Source organism: Bradyrhizobium sp. CCBAU 53340 (assembly GCF_015291645.1).
In the GTDB taxonomy this organism is placed as follows: Bacteria; Pseudomonadota; Alphaproteobacteria; order Rhizobiales; family Xanthobacteraceae; genus Bradyrhizobium.
This window is the reverse complement of record NZ_CP030055.1, coordinates 4,995,614-5,011,352: the sequence shown is the minus strand read 5'-3', so window position 1 is coordinate 5,011,352 and position 15,739 is coordinate 4,995,614. Positions and strand designations below refer to the sequence as shown.

Below are 15,739 nucleotides of genomic sequence, written 5' to 3'. Positions count from 1 at the left end.
CCGGGCCCAGTGCCTGGGTGCGGCACCCGCAATGTCTTGGAATGCATGAGAAGGGACATCATACGCGGCCGGTAGCCGCGAAGGGTTGAGTATTAAAATGGCGATCCAGAATGGAAATGCCCATACCGGAGACCTCGGGCTACGAGCCCTGTCTCTGTTCCTGCGCCTTCATGGCGTAAACGCCGAGCTCGACCAGCTCCGCGACCGTTGCGGAGACAGCGCAATCGGCATCCGTGCGATGCTTCGCTGCGCCCGCGACTTCGGACTGAAGGTCGCTTCGCGCACGACGCATTGGAAAGAGCTCGCAAGCATTGGTCTCCCCGGAATCGCGGGGCTGCGTGATGGTGGATTCCTGCTGCTCGGGAAAGCCGAGGAGGACGCTGTGCTTGTGCTGCATCCGACCGCGACACAGCCGAAGTTGATGCCGCGTGCGGAATTTGAAGAGATCTGGGACGGCCGGCTGATCCTGAACGGATCTCAAAGCGTGGCCGACCGGGCGCATCGGGCGTTTGCCGGTTTGATCGCGCACGGACGCGATGTGGCTGTCCGTGCAGGAGAAGCCCTGATGCGGGCAAATCCTTTCGTTCGTCGCGATACGCGCTTCCAGAAGCACGGTCCTGAGCCTGTGGACGGCGACGAGTCGGGACTCATCGCAATGGCGATATTGCTGCGTTGTCATGGCGTTGCGGCCGACCCGGAGCAAATTCGCCATCGCATGGGCACCTCGCGCGTCGGTGTGACCGAAATCCTGCGCTGCACAAGGGAGTTTGGCCTCAAGGCCCGCGCGCAACGGTCGAACTGGAATAGGCTCGCCGTCACGCCGTTGCCGGCGATCGCAGCGCTGCGCGATGGCAGCTTCCTGATCCTGGGCAAGGTCGTCGACGACACGCTTCTCGTTCAGCGTCCATTGTCTTCCCGACCTGAATCGATGACCCAGGCCGAGCTCGAGGCGATCTGGGACGGCGACATCATCCTGATGACCCGACGTGCGTCCCTGACGGATCTCTCCAGACGGTTCGATATCGGCTGGTTCCTCGGCGCGGTTCACAAGTATCGCGGCCTTCTCGGCGAAGTGCTGATCGCCTCGTTCTTCCTTCAGGTCTTTGCGCTCGTAGCCCCGCTGTTCTTCCAGGTCGTCATCGACAAGGTTCTGGTGCATCGAAGCATCAGCACGCTCGATGTGCTGGTCGCAGGCCTCGTCGCGCTGACCTTGTTCGAGACCGTCCTCGGCACGTTGCGTGTCTATCTGTTCGCGCACACGACGAACCGTATCGATGTCGAGCTCGGCGCACGGCTGTTTCGTCACCTGATGGCGCTGCCGATCGCGTATTTTCAGACACGCCGCGTCGGCGACTCGGTTGCTCGCGTTCGTGAGCTCGAGAACATCCGCCAGTTCCTGACGAGCTCGGCGCTCACGCTTGTCGTCGATCTCCTGTTCACCGTCGTCTTCCTTGCGGTAATGTTCTACTACTCGACGCCGTTGACGCTGATCGTTCTGGCCTCGTTCCCGTTCTACATGGGGATCTCCGCCGGCGCCGCGCCGCTGTTTCGCCGGCGCCTCGATGAGAAGTTCAACCGCGGCTCGGAAAATCAGGCCTTCCTGGTCGAAAGCGTCACGGGCGTTGAGACACTGAAGGCGATGGCGGTCGAGCCGCAGATGCAGCGCCGCTGGGAGGAACAACTTGCCGGCTATGTAAGCGCCAGTTTCCGCGTACTCAGCCTGAACAACACGGCGAGCCAAGCGGTCCAGATGATCAACAAGCTGGTCACGGCCGCAACGCTCTACTTCGGCGCCCGGTTCGTGATCGGCGGCGACCTGAGCGTCGGCGAATTGGTCGCGTTCAACATGCTGGCGGCGCGGGTGGGCACGCCGGTGCTTCGGCTTGCGCAGATATGGCAGGATTTCCACCAGGCGCGACTGTCGGTCGATCGTCTCGGCGACATTCTCAACACCATACCGGAGCCGAGCTTCAGCTCGGCCCGCGCCGGGCTGCCGCCGATCCGCGGCAAGGTCGTGTTCGACCACGCGACCTTCCGCTATCGCGCCGACGGCCCCGAGGTGCTGCACGATGTGTCGTTCAGCGTCGAGCCGGGGCAGGTCATCGGTATCGTCGGATCTTCGGGCTCGGGCAAGAGCACCATCGGCAAGCTGATCCAGCGCTTCTACGTGCCGGAGAGCGGACGCGTCCTGGTCGATGGCGTTGATCTCGCGACCGTCGACCTGACCTGGCTTCGGCGCCAGATCGGCGTGGTCTTGCAGGAGAACGTGCTGTTTAATCGCTCCATTCGCGAGAACATCGCGCTCGCCGACCCGTCCATGCCCATGGACCGCGTCATCGAGGCGGCTTCGCTCGCCGGCGCTCACGACTTCATCCTGGAACTGCCGGAGGGCTACGACACCGTCGTCGGCGAACGCGGCAGCAGCTTATCCGGCGGGCAGCGTCAGCGTGTTGCGATCGCTCGCGCACTCATTACCAACCCGCGTATTCTTATCCTCGACGAGGCGACCAGTGCACTTGACTACGAAAGCGAGCGGGCCATCCAGCAGAACATGAAACGGATTGCCGCCGGCCGGACAGTGTTCGTCATCGCTCATCGGCTCTCGACCGTGCGTAATGCGAACCGGATCATCACACTCGAGCACGGCCGAATTGTCGAGGACGGCAGCCATGATGAGCTGGTCCGCTCGAACGGACGCTACGCAAATCTCCATTACTTGCAGGCCGGTATCCATGACGTCCGCTAGCCGAAATATCGTTCCGTTCCCGAGAGCCGAAGTTCGACGGCGCGAGCATGAGATTGCGTTTCTGCCTGCGGCGCTCGAGATCGCAGAAGCGCCGCCGTCTCCGATTGGTCGCGCGATCGGGGCGAGCATCATCGCGGTTTTTTGCATCGCGCTGTTGTGGGCATCCCTTGGCACCGTCGATATCGTCGCCACCGCGACAGGCAAGATCGTGCCCGGCGGGCGTACCAAGGTGATCCAGCCGTTCGAGACGGGCGTTGTTCGCGCAATCCATGTGCGTGACGGACAGAGCGTCAAGGCCGGCGATGTTCTGATCGAGCTCGATCCGACGATGACGGAAGCCGATCTGGAGCGCCAGAGAAGCGATCTCGTTGCCGCCGAACTCGACGTCGCGCGGCTGCGCGCGGCACTTACCGACGATCCGATTGCCGCCTTCCGATCGCCGGAGGGCGCAAGCTCTGCAGAGATCGAAATGCACCGCCAGTTTCTCATCAGCCAGCGCGCCGAACAGAGCGCCAAGCTCGCGGAGATCGAGCGCCAGCAGGGTCAGAAGGAAGCCGAACGGGCGACCACCTCGGCGAGCGTGGCAAAGCTCCAGGCGACCATACCGGTGCTCCAGGAGAGGGTCGATATTCGCAAGAATCTGGTCGATAAGGCTCTGGCCTCGAAGGTTGTTTATCTCTCCGAGTATCAGGAATTGGTCGGCCTTCAGCAGGATCTGATCCTCCAGCAGAGTCGGCTCCGCGAAGCCGACGCCGCGATCGCCTTGCTGAAGGAAACGAAAGAAAGGACCGCGGCGGAGTATCGCCGGACCACCTATGATGCACTTGCGAAAGCCGAGCAGAAGGCAGCAAGCGCTGCGCAGGAGGTGGTCAAGGCGGAGCGCCGCACGAAGCTTCAGCATCTGACCGCGCCGGTCGACGGCACAGTGCAACAGCTCGCCGTTCACACGGTGGGAGGCGTGGTGACACCGGCGCAGGCCCTGGCCATCGTGGTTCCGACCGAGAGTCAGCTCGAGATCGAGGCCATGCTCTCCAACCGCGATATTGGATTCGTTCATCCCGGACAAAAAGCGGAGATCAAGATCGATACGTTCAACTTCACGCGTTACGGGCTTCTCTCCGGAGATGTGCTCAGCGTGTCGACGGATGCCATCACGCGCGATAGGCAGGGCGGATCGAACGAACGCGCGGCGGGCGCGGCGCAAGGCAGTAGCGAGCCAAAAGGCCAGGAGCTGGAGTATGCAGCGCGTGTCTCACTCGACCGCTCGCACATGCAGGTGGAGGACAAGTTCGTCAAGCTCGGCCCCGGCATGGCGGTGACGGTCGAGATCAAGACCGGCACGCGCCGGATCATCAGCTACCTCCTGTCGCCACTGGCTAGGTACAAGCAGGAATCGCTGCGGGAGCGGTAGACGAAGCGGGTCTTCTGCATCCCAATTGTATGGGCTACCTGCGGCACGGTCGACATCGTCGCCACGGCCACCGACAAGAAGATCCCCAGCGGGAGGACCAATCTGATCCAACCGCTGGGGACCAGCGTCGTTCGGGCCATTCTACGAAGGCCAACTGGTCCGGGCCGGAGCAAGCCTGATCGAGCTCGATCCGACTATGACGGGCCGAGCAGCGGCATCGCCGCTCGGCTCGACGTCGCGAGGTTGCAGGCGACGCTCTCGGACGGGGGATCCGCTCGTGAACTTCCAGCGGTCGTCAAGACCGGATCCCGCCGTGGCTATCTACTCTCGCCCTTCGCCCGATACGAGCATGACGTCCTGCGCGAACGGTAGGAAGCACTCTTGTTGGCTCTGCGATCGAACTTGCCGTGCGCAGCGATGAAGATATCGCGACGTCGTCGAGCTCGAACTTTGGAGGCGGCAACCAGGCGGCCGAATGAGATCGGCCTCGTAGATGCTCCGGGCTAGGCGCCGGTATGTCATCCTCGGAAATCTTAGCCGGGCGTCATCACTCGCATGCGCGAAGGCATATTGAAAGTTGAATGATCCAGCCGCCAATCGGATAGTATCATCCTTAAATAGATCGGGAATGTAGAACCTATCGAGAGAATTCGCACCTGACTCCCCGAGCCCTCGGGGGACAGTCGCACGCGCTGCTGGACTGCGGCAAAAACGATAAAGGCGTCGCCATATCTTCAATTTAGAAGGGATTCCAAGCGTCTTGCTGCGGTATCCGCCACCGCTGCCTCGCCCCATCGATGATGCCACGCCTGAAACATCAAGACATTCCAAATCAGGAAACACCGCCGATCATCCCCGCTCAAAAATTCGGCCCAGAGCGAGCGAATGGCATCGACGTAAAAGATATCATCGGCGCTCAGGCAAGCTTCGCTCATCAGGTCTTCAGCCCAGTTCCGCAATGGACCGCGCAACCAATCCCCGAGCGGAACCCCGAATCCCATTTTCGGGCGCTCGACCAAACGATCGGGCACATGACGAGCAAGAACACGCCGGAGCAAATGTTTGGGGCGCCGGGCACGCGCGTTTTGAATTGACGGCAGCTTCCAGACCCATTCAACCAGTCGATGGTCGAGGAGCGGCACACGCACCTCAAGAGCCACAGCCATAGAGGCCCGATCAACCTTAGTCAGGATGTCGTCGGGCAAATACGCGCACATATCCAGGTAGCGCATACGATCCACCGGATCTGGCAAGAAGACCTCGAGGTTTTGGTCCCAGCAAGCCGTCCGCACCTCTTGCGATCCTTTTACAAGATCGTCGTCTTGGGTCTGTGAGATGACTTGATAGTACACGGAATCGATCGATGACATTGAGAGCATTTGCGCCAACCGATGAGCCTTTTGGCCAACACGTGGCAGGCGCCGAGCGTACGGTACATAGCGCGCTATGCTGTCGAAAGTGCTAGGAGGCACAGCGCGAATGCTTGAAGACACGAGGCGGCGGAGCGCAAGCGGCATCTTCGCACTTGGTCGCCAAATGTTCTCCGTCCGTTGATATCGGTCGTATCCGGAAAACAATTCGTCTCCACCATCTCCCGACAGAGCCACCGTGACGCGTTTTCGCGTCAAGGCGGAAACAATATGGGTCGGGATCTGGGAGGGATCGGCGAATGGCTCGTCATACATCTCGGCCAACTTCGGCACTACATCGAGGGCATCGGTGCCGCTGACGGGAAACGTTGTATGGTCGGTCCCAAGATGTCGCGCGACGGCCTCAGCGTGCTTCGCTTCGTCGAATACCGGGTTCTCGAAGCCGATGGTAAACGTCCTGACTGGTCTCACAGAAGCCTTCTGCATCAGTGCGACGACAGTAGATGAGTCATAGCCGCCCGACAGAAAGGCGCCAAGCGGAACATCCGCTATCATGCGGCGCGATACTGCATCATCCAGCAGAGCCTCAAGCTCATCGACCAGTTCCTCTTCGTTGGCTCGAAGCGTACTGCGTTGCGCCCGCGAGACAACACTGGCCAGATCCCAGTACACTTCCACTTCGGGGCCGCCGCGGTGCGCAATCTTGACGAACCCGGCGGGCGGCAGTTTGTAGACATCTTCATAGATTGTGAATGGACCCGGCACATAACTATGCCGAAGAAAGGCGGCGATCGCTCCACGATTGAGAGTTGGCTTCCAACCGGGATGAGCGCGCAGCGCCTTCAATTCTGATCCGAACAAAACTAGTCCGTCGAAAATCGCCCAATAGAGCGGCTTTTCGCCCATTCGATCACGGGCTAGGAACAGTTGGCGCTCTCGGTCGTCCCACGCGGCAATTGCGAACATCCCGTTCAGGCGGGCGATAGTCGATTTGACTCCCCATTGGGCGAAGCCTTCGACGATAACTTCTGTATCTGAATGTCCGCGAAACTGAACTCCGCGGCGCTCCAATTCGGCCCTCAGTTCTCGGAAATTATAGATTTCACCGTTGAAGGTAATTGTATATTGCGCGTTGGCCGAGACCATCGGTTGATGGCCCATTGGGGACAAGTCGATAATTGCAAGGCGACGTTGCCCGAAGGCAATGCTAACTTGTTCGCTTAACCAAACTCCGCTGTCGTCGGGCCCGCGGTGGCTCAGGGTTTGCGTCATTGCAGATGCAAGCCTTTTCAGATCTTGAAGTCTGCAGCCATTACGCTCCCAAATACCAGAAATTCCGCACATGCTTGAAAAGGCTCACCTGATAAGAGGACTTCAACGCGTGGCATCCAAACCCACACCTCACGAACATAGTATTTTGAACCGGCCCGCGGCTCGGCCCTTTCGGACTACCCATTCTCGATCATCAGAAGCCCAGCACGTCACGGAACGCCGTGAGCGTTAAGCAGCGAAGTCAGCTTAGGATCGCGAGCGAGGGAGGTGGTTCACCGCCGAGCGGCTCCGCAGCTGGTGCGAGTCGCGTGGTCGCCAGGAACGCGAGTGAGCGGCCAAGCCGAGAGCCCCTTGGAATGCAGGCGATCCAGGCGATCGAACAGGTTGAACATGTCACCGGGGTCGAGCGCCTCCATGGGCCGCGAGATCGCGCTCACCCCGAGCCCGTAACGCGCGCCGGCCTTGTCTTTGCCGATATTTCAGATTGATGATCTGATCGAAGCACGTCCGGAATAGGTCCCTCGATCCAGTCGTCTTGTGCGCTTAGGCGAGGTTCCCGCCCGATGGCGAGAATTTCGGAAAGTTCGCGCAGTATTCCGAAAGCGATGCCAAGAAGAGCTCCCGCAAAAATCGCTGCTCCAAGCACGACCCTGGCTTTTGGCCAACTGGCCCTCAAAGGAGGCGACGCCCCAGTGATGATACTCGCCTCAAACACCGGTAAGGATTGTTGTCGTGTGGCTTCCATCCTACGCAGCACGTGGCGAAAGTTATCGTAGGCGCTTTTGGATGATTCAGCCGCGGCCGCCAGTCTATCGATAGTAGCAGCGGAATCCGGAGTATCTTTCCCGTTTCTACTGAAATCCTCCAATGCTTTTTGGGCAGTCAATGCTTGATTGCTCAATTCGTTCAATCGATCCGTGATCCACGAATCATCTCGTAAGCCGGCAGAGTCCATTTGACGGGTAATATATTTTTCTGCGACGGTGTTTAAGATCTGCGCCGCTCGATCAGGATCTCTGGAGTCGAAGGTAATCTCGACAAGATAGGTGGGACCCAGACGCTTGGCTGAAAGCTTGCGTTGGAAGGATTCCACAATATACCGAGCCGCATTTGCGTTTGTTTCCGGTCCACTCCAGCCGACCAGACGGGATATCGAGCTGGTCATGCTGTGCAGGAGGCTGGCTTGGCTGGCCTCAAATTCCGGATCTTGAGCAAGATCGAGCTTTTCGATCACAGCTTTAGCGATGCTCTCAGACGTTATGATCTTGATCTGACTTTCCACGATCGTTGACACCGAGGTGGGGTCGACCGCTCTCGATTCCACCACGAGTTGCGCCTTCGCCGTATACGTGGGTGCCGCGGTAATGAGGTAAATTATGGCAATGCCAAGCGTTGCCGAGGTTGCCAGCGATATGATCGAGAGATGTCGTCGTATGAAGGCTAGCACTTCTACCAGGGACATGGTGGGTGCCGGACGAAAGTCAGGCGGCATATTGTCCCGATTTACCCAATTATCCGTTCTATTGGTCTGCACGATTTTCGCACCAGTGCTGATAGTTGAGGCTTCGCGACGATGACCAAGCTAAATCTGTCGCTAATGCGATCGTCGGTTGGCGGAAGATGCAGCAGACAAAGTCGCACGTGTAGAGGCCGGCAATTTGGTGAAGAACGCATGATCCATGGCACTCTACTACCTAGTCGCTCATCTCCGGGTATCAGTACCTTACCGCTCAGTGGATAGGAAATGACGATAATTAGGTAACTACGATGGAGCGACGGCACTGCCGAAGGTTCGACCTGCAAATCGGCCGCGCTGGCGGCGAAAGCAAGCCAGAAAGCTTCCCAGCGGAATCTACGAGCGAAAGCGGCGCGGTCTGAATTAGCTGCAAGAATCCCTGAACAGGAGCGCGAGCACTGCAGATGGAGAACAAGCTCGTCAAGCTCGGCGTTGGCATGGCAGTGACGGTCGAGATCAAGACCGGCACGCGCAGGATCATCAGCTATCTTCTCTCGCCGGCGAGGTACAAGCAGGAATCGCTGCGGGGGCGACAAAGGGCCAGCTCCCGCATGCCCGCGCACTCCGCGTCTCAGATAACCGAGGAGACTGCCGCGCTGTCTTGCGTGCTGTGTACACAAGAGCAGCGGGGTAACCTCCTGCCAGCCGCCCGGACGTCAGGGAGGTCGGCGAAACTGTCGCAGCACCGCTCCGCGATCGGCTCGTTGGCGCGACGGCAGTTGTTCCCGGGTCCTGCGCCTACTTGTAGAGCCGTGCCGCCGCGCGATCCACTCCCTTGCGGAGTAGACCGTCGACCGGGGGTACCGCCACGTGACTAGACTGGCGGACCAAGTGAGCGGTCTCGTCGAGATGCTTCGGTTCGGGAATCGCCCCGGGGGTCACGACGGCAGCGCCGGCTTCACCGGCCGCCGGCGCGTGGTCGTTTGCAGCTCGTAGCTGCGACCCATGGTTCATCCCCCAGATCGCTGCCTGCGTTCGGTTTTGAACCCGTATCTTTCGCAGAATCGCCTTGACGTGGACTTTCACGGTCGCCTCGGCGATATCGATCTTTCGGGCAATGCTCTTGTTGGAATCACCTTCGATGAGGCAGGCTAGGATTGCGTTCTCGCGCGGAGAAAGTTGGGGTGAGACCGCATTCTCTTGAGCCGTAATGGGCGCATGTTCATGTTGGCTGCGCTCCGTCGTTTCGCGCTCGCGATTGCCGTCGAGAGCGAACGACAGGAATGCAGGTGGGAAGACCGTCTCGCCCATCGTCACCAGTTCAACCGATTTGACGAAGGCGTCGCACGAATTGACGTTGACGAAGTAACCGCTGGCGCCCGCACGAAATGCGGAGGCGAGCTCGACCGGCCGATAATTGTTCGACACGATCGCAACGGGCGCGTTGGGATATCGATCTTTCACATATCCGATTTCCGATACCGCAACATCGAAATCATCGCCGGTGTGGACGATGAGAAACATCAGTTGCTGAGCTTGAAGCGAGCTTGGCAATTCCTCAGGGGACGAGACCGATATCGGCATGCGAAAATTCGCTTCATGCAGTATTCTGGCAATGCCTTCTCGAATTAAAACGCTCTTTCCGATAAGAGCCACTTCGTAAGATTGATACCTCCTCATTGGGTCCTCCAGCCGACGCAATGACACACCACAGAAACGCAACAAAATAACGCAACCAAATTGAGTCTCGCGAGAGACAACCAGCCATTGGCGGCCGTCGTGTTCACTCGGACTGCCGACGTCCAGGTTGGTTACTCCGACTGGGAGTCTTCCCGAAACGTCATCTGTAAATCCACTGCTCCTATATTGTTGAAACTATTTAGAGTGTTAATCTTGAATTTTCGATCGCCTATATGTCGTTCGTTATACGAGCGGAGGAAGTCCAATACACGCAGACGATCAGCTGTTGGCGCGCCGCTATCTGACGTCGTGTGTCCGTTCGTCGTTGCGAGCTGGACCGTTGCAGATTGGTGACGAACTCTCCCGAGCAGTTCAGCGCAAATTACGGGCAGATAGCTGGTCGCGTCCAAATGCTGCAATGCAGCAAGGATATCATGTCAGGAAGAAGTTCGACTGATACGCCGATGGCTTGGAAATCTTGGAAATAGAGTATGCTCAGCGCGTTAGTTGGGGACCTCGACGGAGGATCGCCCGATGCGACGTATCAATGTAGTCATTGCACACCGGCATCCAATTGTCTTAGAGGGCCTGAGCATCGTGCTCGGCGCCTTGCCCGATTTTAGAATCGTTGCATCTTGTGAGAACACTGCAAGCTGCATCGAAGCGATAAAGAACTTTGCTCCCGACATCGCGATCGTGGATCCTGCGATGCCTGGGTGCGCGGAGCTATTGCTGAGTTCGACCCACATATCACAAAATCGTTTGTCAGAAAGTCATTCGACACATGTGGTCTTTTTCGGCTCGAGTGAGGATTGCGCGCGCGTACTGGAAGCCGCACCCGCAACCTGCAGCATCGTCCTGAAAGACACGGAGCCCGAGGTCCTGCTCCAATTCTTGCGGCGGATAGCTGAGGGCGACAGCTTGTCGCCGACGACGTCATCCGATCCTATCGGGTCGCAGGAGGAGAGGGGGGATGCTGAACACATGCTCGCAACGCTCACGGACCGCGAGCGCCAAATCATGCGTCTGGTCTCAAAAGGACTGTCGAATAAGGAGATCGGGCGGCGGTTGAACATTGCCGACGGCACGATCAAGCAGCATCTTCACAAGATTTTTCAGAAGCTTGCAGTCAGCAATCGGACGGTGCTCGCGGCCATCGCGATCGCGCAATATGGACGTGCCACCATGGATAACGACAAGATGCCCGAGAAGAATTGTGGGTAGCCCGTTGGACCAGGCCGCTGATCCGGAATCGCAGCTCTCTTATCGGGTGGACCGTGTTCTATTCGACACCTGCGGGTCTGGGTCGATCGCGTTGCCCGCTGTCAGGTAGTTAGTCGCGGCCATTGCGAACGGCTCCGGTTTCATCGCAGGGGTGTGCCACCGCCGCATCGGCATATCCAGAGCAGCGGCCCTGATCCTTCCTGCCCTGCCCCCCAGCGATCAGGGCCGTTCTCTTTTCTCGGTCACCAGCAGGATCGCAGCTCCCGGCTTGAGACGGAAGTGCGCGAAGATATCCCGATAACGGGATACTCGAAGCGCGATCGGCGACGAATATTGCTTTGCCGTCGTGTATAAGATCCCGCTCGGACCGCCTCAGGCTGTGTTGCCGGCATCGACGGTCATCGTGGTGCCGGTGATGTTTCGGCCGCCCTCACCAAGGAGGTATTCGACTACGGACGCGACGTTGTCAGCTTCGGGCAGACGGCGCAATGCGCTGCGGCGGGTGATGCGCCCACGGCTCTCCTCATCCAAAGACCGGGTCAATTCGGTGTCGATGAAGCCGGGCGCGACCGCGTTTACGGTGATGCCGACCCGGCCAACCTCTCGGGCGAGCGAACGGGTGAAGCCGGCAATCGCGGCCTTGGACGCGGCATACACGGAAAGGCCGCTGTAGCCGGTCGAAGCGACGATGGAGGAAATGTTGACGATCCGTCCCGCGCCATCGACCATCATGTGGCGCACCACGTATTTGGTCAGGATGATTGGCGACAAGATGTTGAGGCGAAGCACGGCCTCGACTTCGGAGTTGTGCATGGTTGCCAGCAGCCCCTCGGCGCCGATACCGGCGTTGTTGACGAGACCATAAACTGCGCCGAATTCGTTGCGCAGTGACTTTGCCAGAGCGGGAATCTCATCGATCACCGCAAGATCGCAGGCGCGGAAGTGCAGTCGCTGTTGCGCCTCTCGGACCGCAGCCGCAAGTTCTCCGCTCTCGTGGCGCGCAAGCGCGATCACGTTGTACTCGCCGGACGCGACGAGCCTGCGCGCAATGGCAAGGCCGATTCCCCGGCTGCCACCTGTGACAAGGACGTTACGCATCGGTCCGCGCCAGTTTCCCTGCCGCTGTGACGTCGAGCCGCTCGACGAAGCGGATCATGGCTGGCACTTTCCAAGTGAGCAGACGATCCCTGCACTGGCTAAGGATCTCGGCGCGGATCGCCTCGTGACGGTTTCCATCGGTGCCGTCCGCGAGGATAACATCGGCGACCACAATGGCTCCCGTGATTGGGCTTTTCCGTGATCGCGCACGCGACATCCGAACGGAGGCATGCCGGTTGATCACCGCCTCAATCTCCTCCGGATGCACCTTCAACCCCCCGATGTTGATAATGCCGCCTCGTCTTCCGACGAAGTGGTATCGTTCGCCGCGCAACTCGACCATATCGCCGGTATCGACGAATCCTTCTGCGTCAACAAGAGCGGGCGCATCTGCCCCTACATAGCCGCGTGCGGTACGTCGCGAACGGATCCGCAGGGAGCCCTCGACCACTTTCATCTCCACGCCGCCTTGACTCGGTCCCATCAGGTGGGCGGGAAACCCTTCGCGTCCATCGTCGACGCTGAAACCAACTCCTGCTTCGGTCGAGGCATAGGCATGACCGATCGACGCGTGCGGAAATGCCTGTGTTAAGGCATCGAGTACGGCTTGGTCGGCGATTTCCCCGGACAGGCGGACATAGCGCGGAGAGAAGTTGGCGGCCGCGCCGCTCATCAGGATCTTGCGCCAGTGCGAGGGGGTTCCGGAGATATGGGTGACGCCGCTCGCGCGCAGCCGCGCCACATGCGCCGCGACGGCTTCCCCGGGCTCTAAGAGCACCATAGATCCGCCGCCGATCACGGCTCGCAAGAAGATTTGCAGGCCGCCGTAGCGACGGATGTCGTAGAACGTCGCCCACGTAGCGCCGTGGTAGCGCGCAGGCCCGTCGGCGACGATCGCGCCGGCGAGGCCATCGAGCGTATGTCGGACGATCTTCGGCAGGCCCGAGGTCCCCGATGTCAGCATCAACCATTCGGTAACATGGTCTGCTTTCCGCCGCGGGGCCTTTCGTTTGGGCAGGTCGATGCCGACAACTGTGCATTTTCCCGTGCGGTCGCCGGATAGCGCCCGGTCGGTGACGATGACATCGATGGCAGCCTGCGCAATGAGGATCTGAAGGCGCTCCCAATCGACGTCCGGCGGGCAAAGGAGCATGCGGCGGGCGGCGCCGTCGAGCTCGATCATGGCAAGCGCGGATAGCAGCTGCCTGGACGTTGCAAGCAGCACCGAGCGGCCCGACAGCTCGCAGGACGACCCGCCGATCAGGCAGCTACGCTCGATCATGTCTGTCAGACATACGCTTTGCCGGGCATCGGAAATCGTGCGATCCGTCAGCCCTTCGCCGAGGTACTGGTGTAGCGCGATGGCGTCAGGCGGGGACATTCTCGTAGGCCCTGACAAACTCACCGAGGGTCGAGGGGAAGGTTGCGTCTTCCGCGGCAGTAAAGGGGTCGACATTGAGCTCGTCCTCCAGCCGGGCAACCAGGATGGCGAAGGCCAGTGAATCGAACCCGGTTTCGTTCAGGGACAGGTCATCCTCAAGCGGCGGGAGCATTAAATTCTGCTCCTCGGCGATTTGCTTCATCATGGAGAAAATCTTCGTTTTGACCAGCATGGTACACACCTCATTTTCGGCTTCCGAGCCGACGTCAGAGCTTGATTGCGCCCTCACTAACGAGCGCGTAAACGGACGGGCCGATCGAATGATAGTCGCCGCTCGCCGGATCACGCAGGAACAGCGGATCGCTCACCACCGAGGGATTGAATGCCTCGCGGATCAGTCGCTGCTTCTTCTTCCTGAAGGTCTCAGTCGTCTCGAGCGACGGGCATAGCCTGACGAAGGCCGGAATTGCATAAGGCGGCAGCCTGCGCGAAAGGTGGTTCCGGAATACACGGAAATCAAAATCCGAGCTCACCACCAAGGCTGCCATGCCGGCGCGGCCATCGGTCCCAGACACCGCAACGCCATAGGTCGCGGCGTCGAGAACGCCGGGGCAGGCCGTGATTGCGTCGTCCACTTCGCTGGTCGCGACATTCTCGCCCTTCCAGCGGAAAGTATCGCCCATACGGTCGATGAAGTGCAAATAACCTTGCTCGTCGCGCATCATCAGATCGCCCGTGCGGAACCAGGCATCACCAACCGCGAAGACATCGCGCAAGATCTTTCTGACGGTCTCGGATGGGTCCGTGTAGCCCTCGAAAGACCAGCCGCCACGACCGGCACTGCCGATACGCCCTACGGCCTCGCCGGTCTCACCGGGGGTGCAGGCGATGCAGAGCCCGTCGATGTTCCGAACCGGGCTGCCGCTTTCGGCATCGACCTTGATGATGGAGGCTGGAAAGCGATGTGCCAGAACGGGCGGGATCCGGCCGACCGCGCCCGGTTTGCCGTCGACGTTAAACAGTGAAAAATTGGCCTCGGTTGCGGCATAGAATTCAATGATCTGCGGAATCGCGAACCGACTGGCGAACGTCTCCCAGATATCGCCGCGTAATCCGTTGCCAACAGCCAATCGAAGCCGGTGTCGCGCCTCATGTTCGACCGTTGAGGCCTTCAGCAAATAGCGGCAGAGCTCGCCAATATACTGGAACATAGTGCAATCGAAATGCTCGATGTCGTCCCAGAACCTGGCAGTGGAGAACCTCTCGGCGATCGCGACCGAGCCGCCGGCGCAGAGCGTGCTGCAGGGGGCAGCGACACCGCCCACGGAGTGATGGAGCGGTAGGCAATCATAGAGGCGATCGTCGGTGGACGCGTCGGTCAGTCCCGCAAACCAGCCAGCCCAGGCGAGAACGCGGCGATGGCTGACGTTAGCCGCCTTCGGAAGGCCTGTGGTGCCCGAGGTGTAGATGAGAAGCGCACGCTGATCGATCGTGACTTCGCCCCGTTCGGTCGAGGACACTGGTCGCGGTTCGAAGGCAGCCAGCGCCGCATCCAGATCATGGTCTGAATCGTCGATGCCAACAGTCCAACATTTCGGCGCGCCATGGAGATGGGGACGCGCACTTTCGAACGCGTCCTCGCACTCCGCCGCGAGGATGAGGTGATCGGCATGAGCGACGTCGATACAGTGTGCGAGCGACGGACCGACGAGCCTGGTGTTGATCAGCGCCACCGTCCCGCCAATGCTGCTGATACCAAGCCAACAGGCCAGGTAGTCCGGCCGGTTCGGCATCAGCAGGCAGACGGTGAGGCCGGCGCGCGGGCCCAGGTCCCGTGCCCAACGCGCATACCGGTTGATCCGGTCGGAGAGTTCCCGATAAGTGAGGGACTGACCACGCGAGAGAAGGGCAGGTCGACCAGGCTGACGCCGTGCCCAGTCCTCGACGATGTCGGCGAACAAGCGGTGCGGATGGTTTTCCAGCTGTGCCGTTAGCGCGATAGCTTGCAGCCAGCTCTTGGCGGCAGAGCGTCTGCGCGGCGGAGCGTCGTCTCTGGTTGTTGGCTCGGCCTGCGCACGCATCCATCCGATGCGGCTCGCCT

10 protein-coding genes are annotated in these 15,739 nt (G+C 59.9%); 3 read left to right on the top strand and 7 right to left on the bottom strand.

Going from position 1 to position 15,739, the window contains the following annotated elements:
• The first annotated feature begins 97 nt into the window (after positions 1 to 97).
• On the top strand, positions 98 to 2,746 hold the full coding sequence (locus tag XH89_RS23985; RefSeq protein ID WP_194462875.1) for a type I secretion system permease/ATPase: 2,649 nt from the start codon (positions 98 to 100) through the stop codon (positions 2,744 to 2,746).
• Entirely contained in the window at positions 2,733 to 4,157 is a 1,425-nt protein-coding gene (locus XH89_RS23980; RefSeq protein WP_194462874.1) for an HlyD family type I secretion periplasmic adaptor subunit, read from the top strand. The genes XH89_RS23985 and XH89_RS23980 overlap by 14 nt, the downstream gene beginning before the upstream one ends.
• 734 nt (positions 4,158 to 4,891) lie before the next feature.
• Here XH89_RS23980 and asnB read toward each other — a convergent pair.
• From asnB to XH89_RS23965, 3 genes are all read right to left on the bottom strand, one after another.
• Positions 4,892 to 6,871 carry an asparagine synthase (glutamine-hydrolyzing) gene (gene asnB / locus XH89_RS23975; protein WP_194462873.1) on the bottom strand — a complete coding sequence of 660 codons (1,980 nt, stop codon included), beginning with the start codon at positions 6,869 to 6,871 and terminating at the stop codon, positions 4,892 to 4,894.
• A 361-nt stretch (positions 6,872 to 7,232) separates the two neighbouring features.
• Positions 7,233 to 8,261 (bottom strand): Wzz/FepE/Etk N-terminal domain-containing protein, encoded by a 1,029-nt coding sequence (locus XH89_RS23970; protein WP_194462872.1) that lies wholly within the window; start codon positions 8,259 to 8,261, stop codon positions 7,233 to 7,235.
• 792 nt (positions 8,262 to 9,053) lie between these two features.
• Positions 9,054 to 9,935, bottom strand: coding sequence for a response regulator transcription factor (locus XH89_RS23965; RefSeq protein WP_194462871.1), 882 nt, complete (start codon positions 9,933 to 9,935; stop codon positions 9,054 to 9,056).
• A 534-nt stretch (positions 9,936 to 10,469) separates the two neighbouring features.
• Here XH89_RS23965 and XH89_RS23960 point away from each other — a divergent pair.
• Positions 10,470 to 11,159 (top strand): response regulator transcription factor, encoded by a 690-nt coding sequence (locus tag XH89_RS23960; protein ID WP_194462870.1) that lies wholly within the window; start codon positions 10,470 to 10,472, stop codon positions 11,157 to 11,159.
• Between the two features lie 372 nt (positions 11,160 to 11,531).
• Here XH89_RS23960 and XH89_RS23955 read toward each other — a convergent pair whose 3' ends face one another.
• From XH89_RS23955 to XH89_RS23940, 4 genes are read right to left on the bottom strand one after another with little or no spacing between them, the layout of a single operon-like run.
• A complete protein-coding gene (locus XH89_RS23955) occupies positions 11,532 to 12,257 on the bottom strand; it encodes an SDR family NAD(P)-dependent oxidoreductase (RefSeq protein WP_194462869.1) in 726 nt (241 codons plus the stop codon).
• On the bottom strand, positions 12,250 to 13,638 hold the full coding sequence (locus XH89_RS23950) for a fatty acid--CoA ligase family protein (protein ID WP_194462868.1): 1,389 nt from the start codon (positions 13,636 to 13,638) through the stop codon (positions 12,250 to 12,252). Before XH89_RS23950 ends, XH89_RS23955 begins: the two co-directional genes overlap by 8 nt.
• Positions 13,625 to 13,870 (bottom strand): acyl carrier protein, encoded by a 246-nt coding sequence (locus tag XH89_RS23945; protein ID WP_194462867.1) that lies wholly within the window; start codon positions 13,868 to 13,870, stop codon positions 13,625 to 13,627. The genes XH89_RS23950 and XH89_RS23945 overlap by 14 nt, the downstream gene beginning before the upstream one ends.
• A 34-nt stretch (positions 13,871 to 13,904) precedes the next feature.
• Positions 13,905 to 15,719 (bottom strand): long-chain-acyl-CoA synthetase, encoded by a 1,815-nt coding sequence (locus tag XH89_RS23940; protein ID WP_246767904.1) that lies wholly within the window; start codon positions 15,717 to 15,719, stop codon positions 13,905 to 13,907.
• Between the last annotated feature and the right edge of the window lie 20 nt (positions 15,720 to 15,739).

Coding starts and splice junctions, on each gene's coding strand:
- XH89_RS23985 (WP_194462875.1), top strand. CDS start 98: ATGGCGATCCAGAATGGAAATGCCCATACCGGAGACCTCGGGCTACGA.
- XH89_RS23980 (WP_194462874.1), top strand. CDS start 2,733: ATGACGTCCGCTAGCCGAAATATCGTTCCGTTCCCGAGAGCCGAAGTT.
- asnB (WP_194462873.1), bottom strand. CDS start 6,871: ATGTGCGGAATTTCTGGTATTTGGGAGCGTAATGGCTGCAGACTTCAA.
- XH89_RS23970 (WP_194462872.1), bottom strand. CDS start 8,261: ATGTCCCTGGTAGAAGTGCTAGCCTTCATACGACGACATCTCTCGATC.
- XH89_RS23965 (WP_194462871.1), bottom strand. CDS start 9,935: ATGAGGAGGTATCAATCTTACGAAGTGGCTCTTATCGGAAAGAGCGTT.
- XH89_RS23960 (WP_194462870.1), top strand. CDS start 10,470: ATGCGACGTATCAATGTAGTCATTGCACACCGGCATCCAATTGTCTTA.
- XH89_RS23955 (WP_194462869.1), bottom strand. CDS start 12,257: ATGCGTAACGTCCTTGTCACAGGTGGCAGCCGGGGAATCGGCCTTGCC.
- XH89_RS23950 (WP_194462868.1), bottom strand. CDS start 13,638: ATGTCCCCGCCTGACGCCATCGCGCTACACCAGTACCTCGGCGAAGGG.
- XH89_RS23945 (WP_194462867.1), bottom strand. CDS start 13,870: ATGCTGGTCAAAACGAAGATTTTCTCCATGATGAAGCAAATCGCCGAG.
- XH89_RS23940 (WP_246767904.1), bottom strand. CDS start 15,719: ATGCGTGCGCAGGCCGAGCCAACAACCAGAGACGACGCTCCGCCGCGC.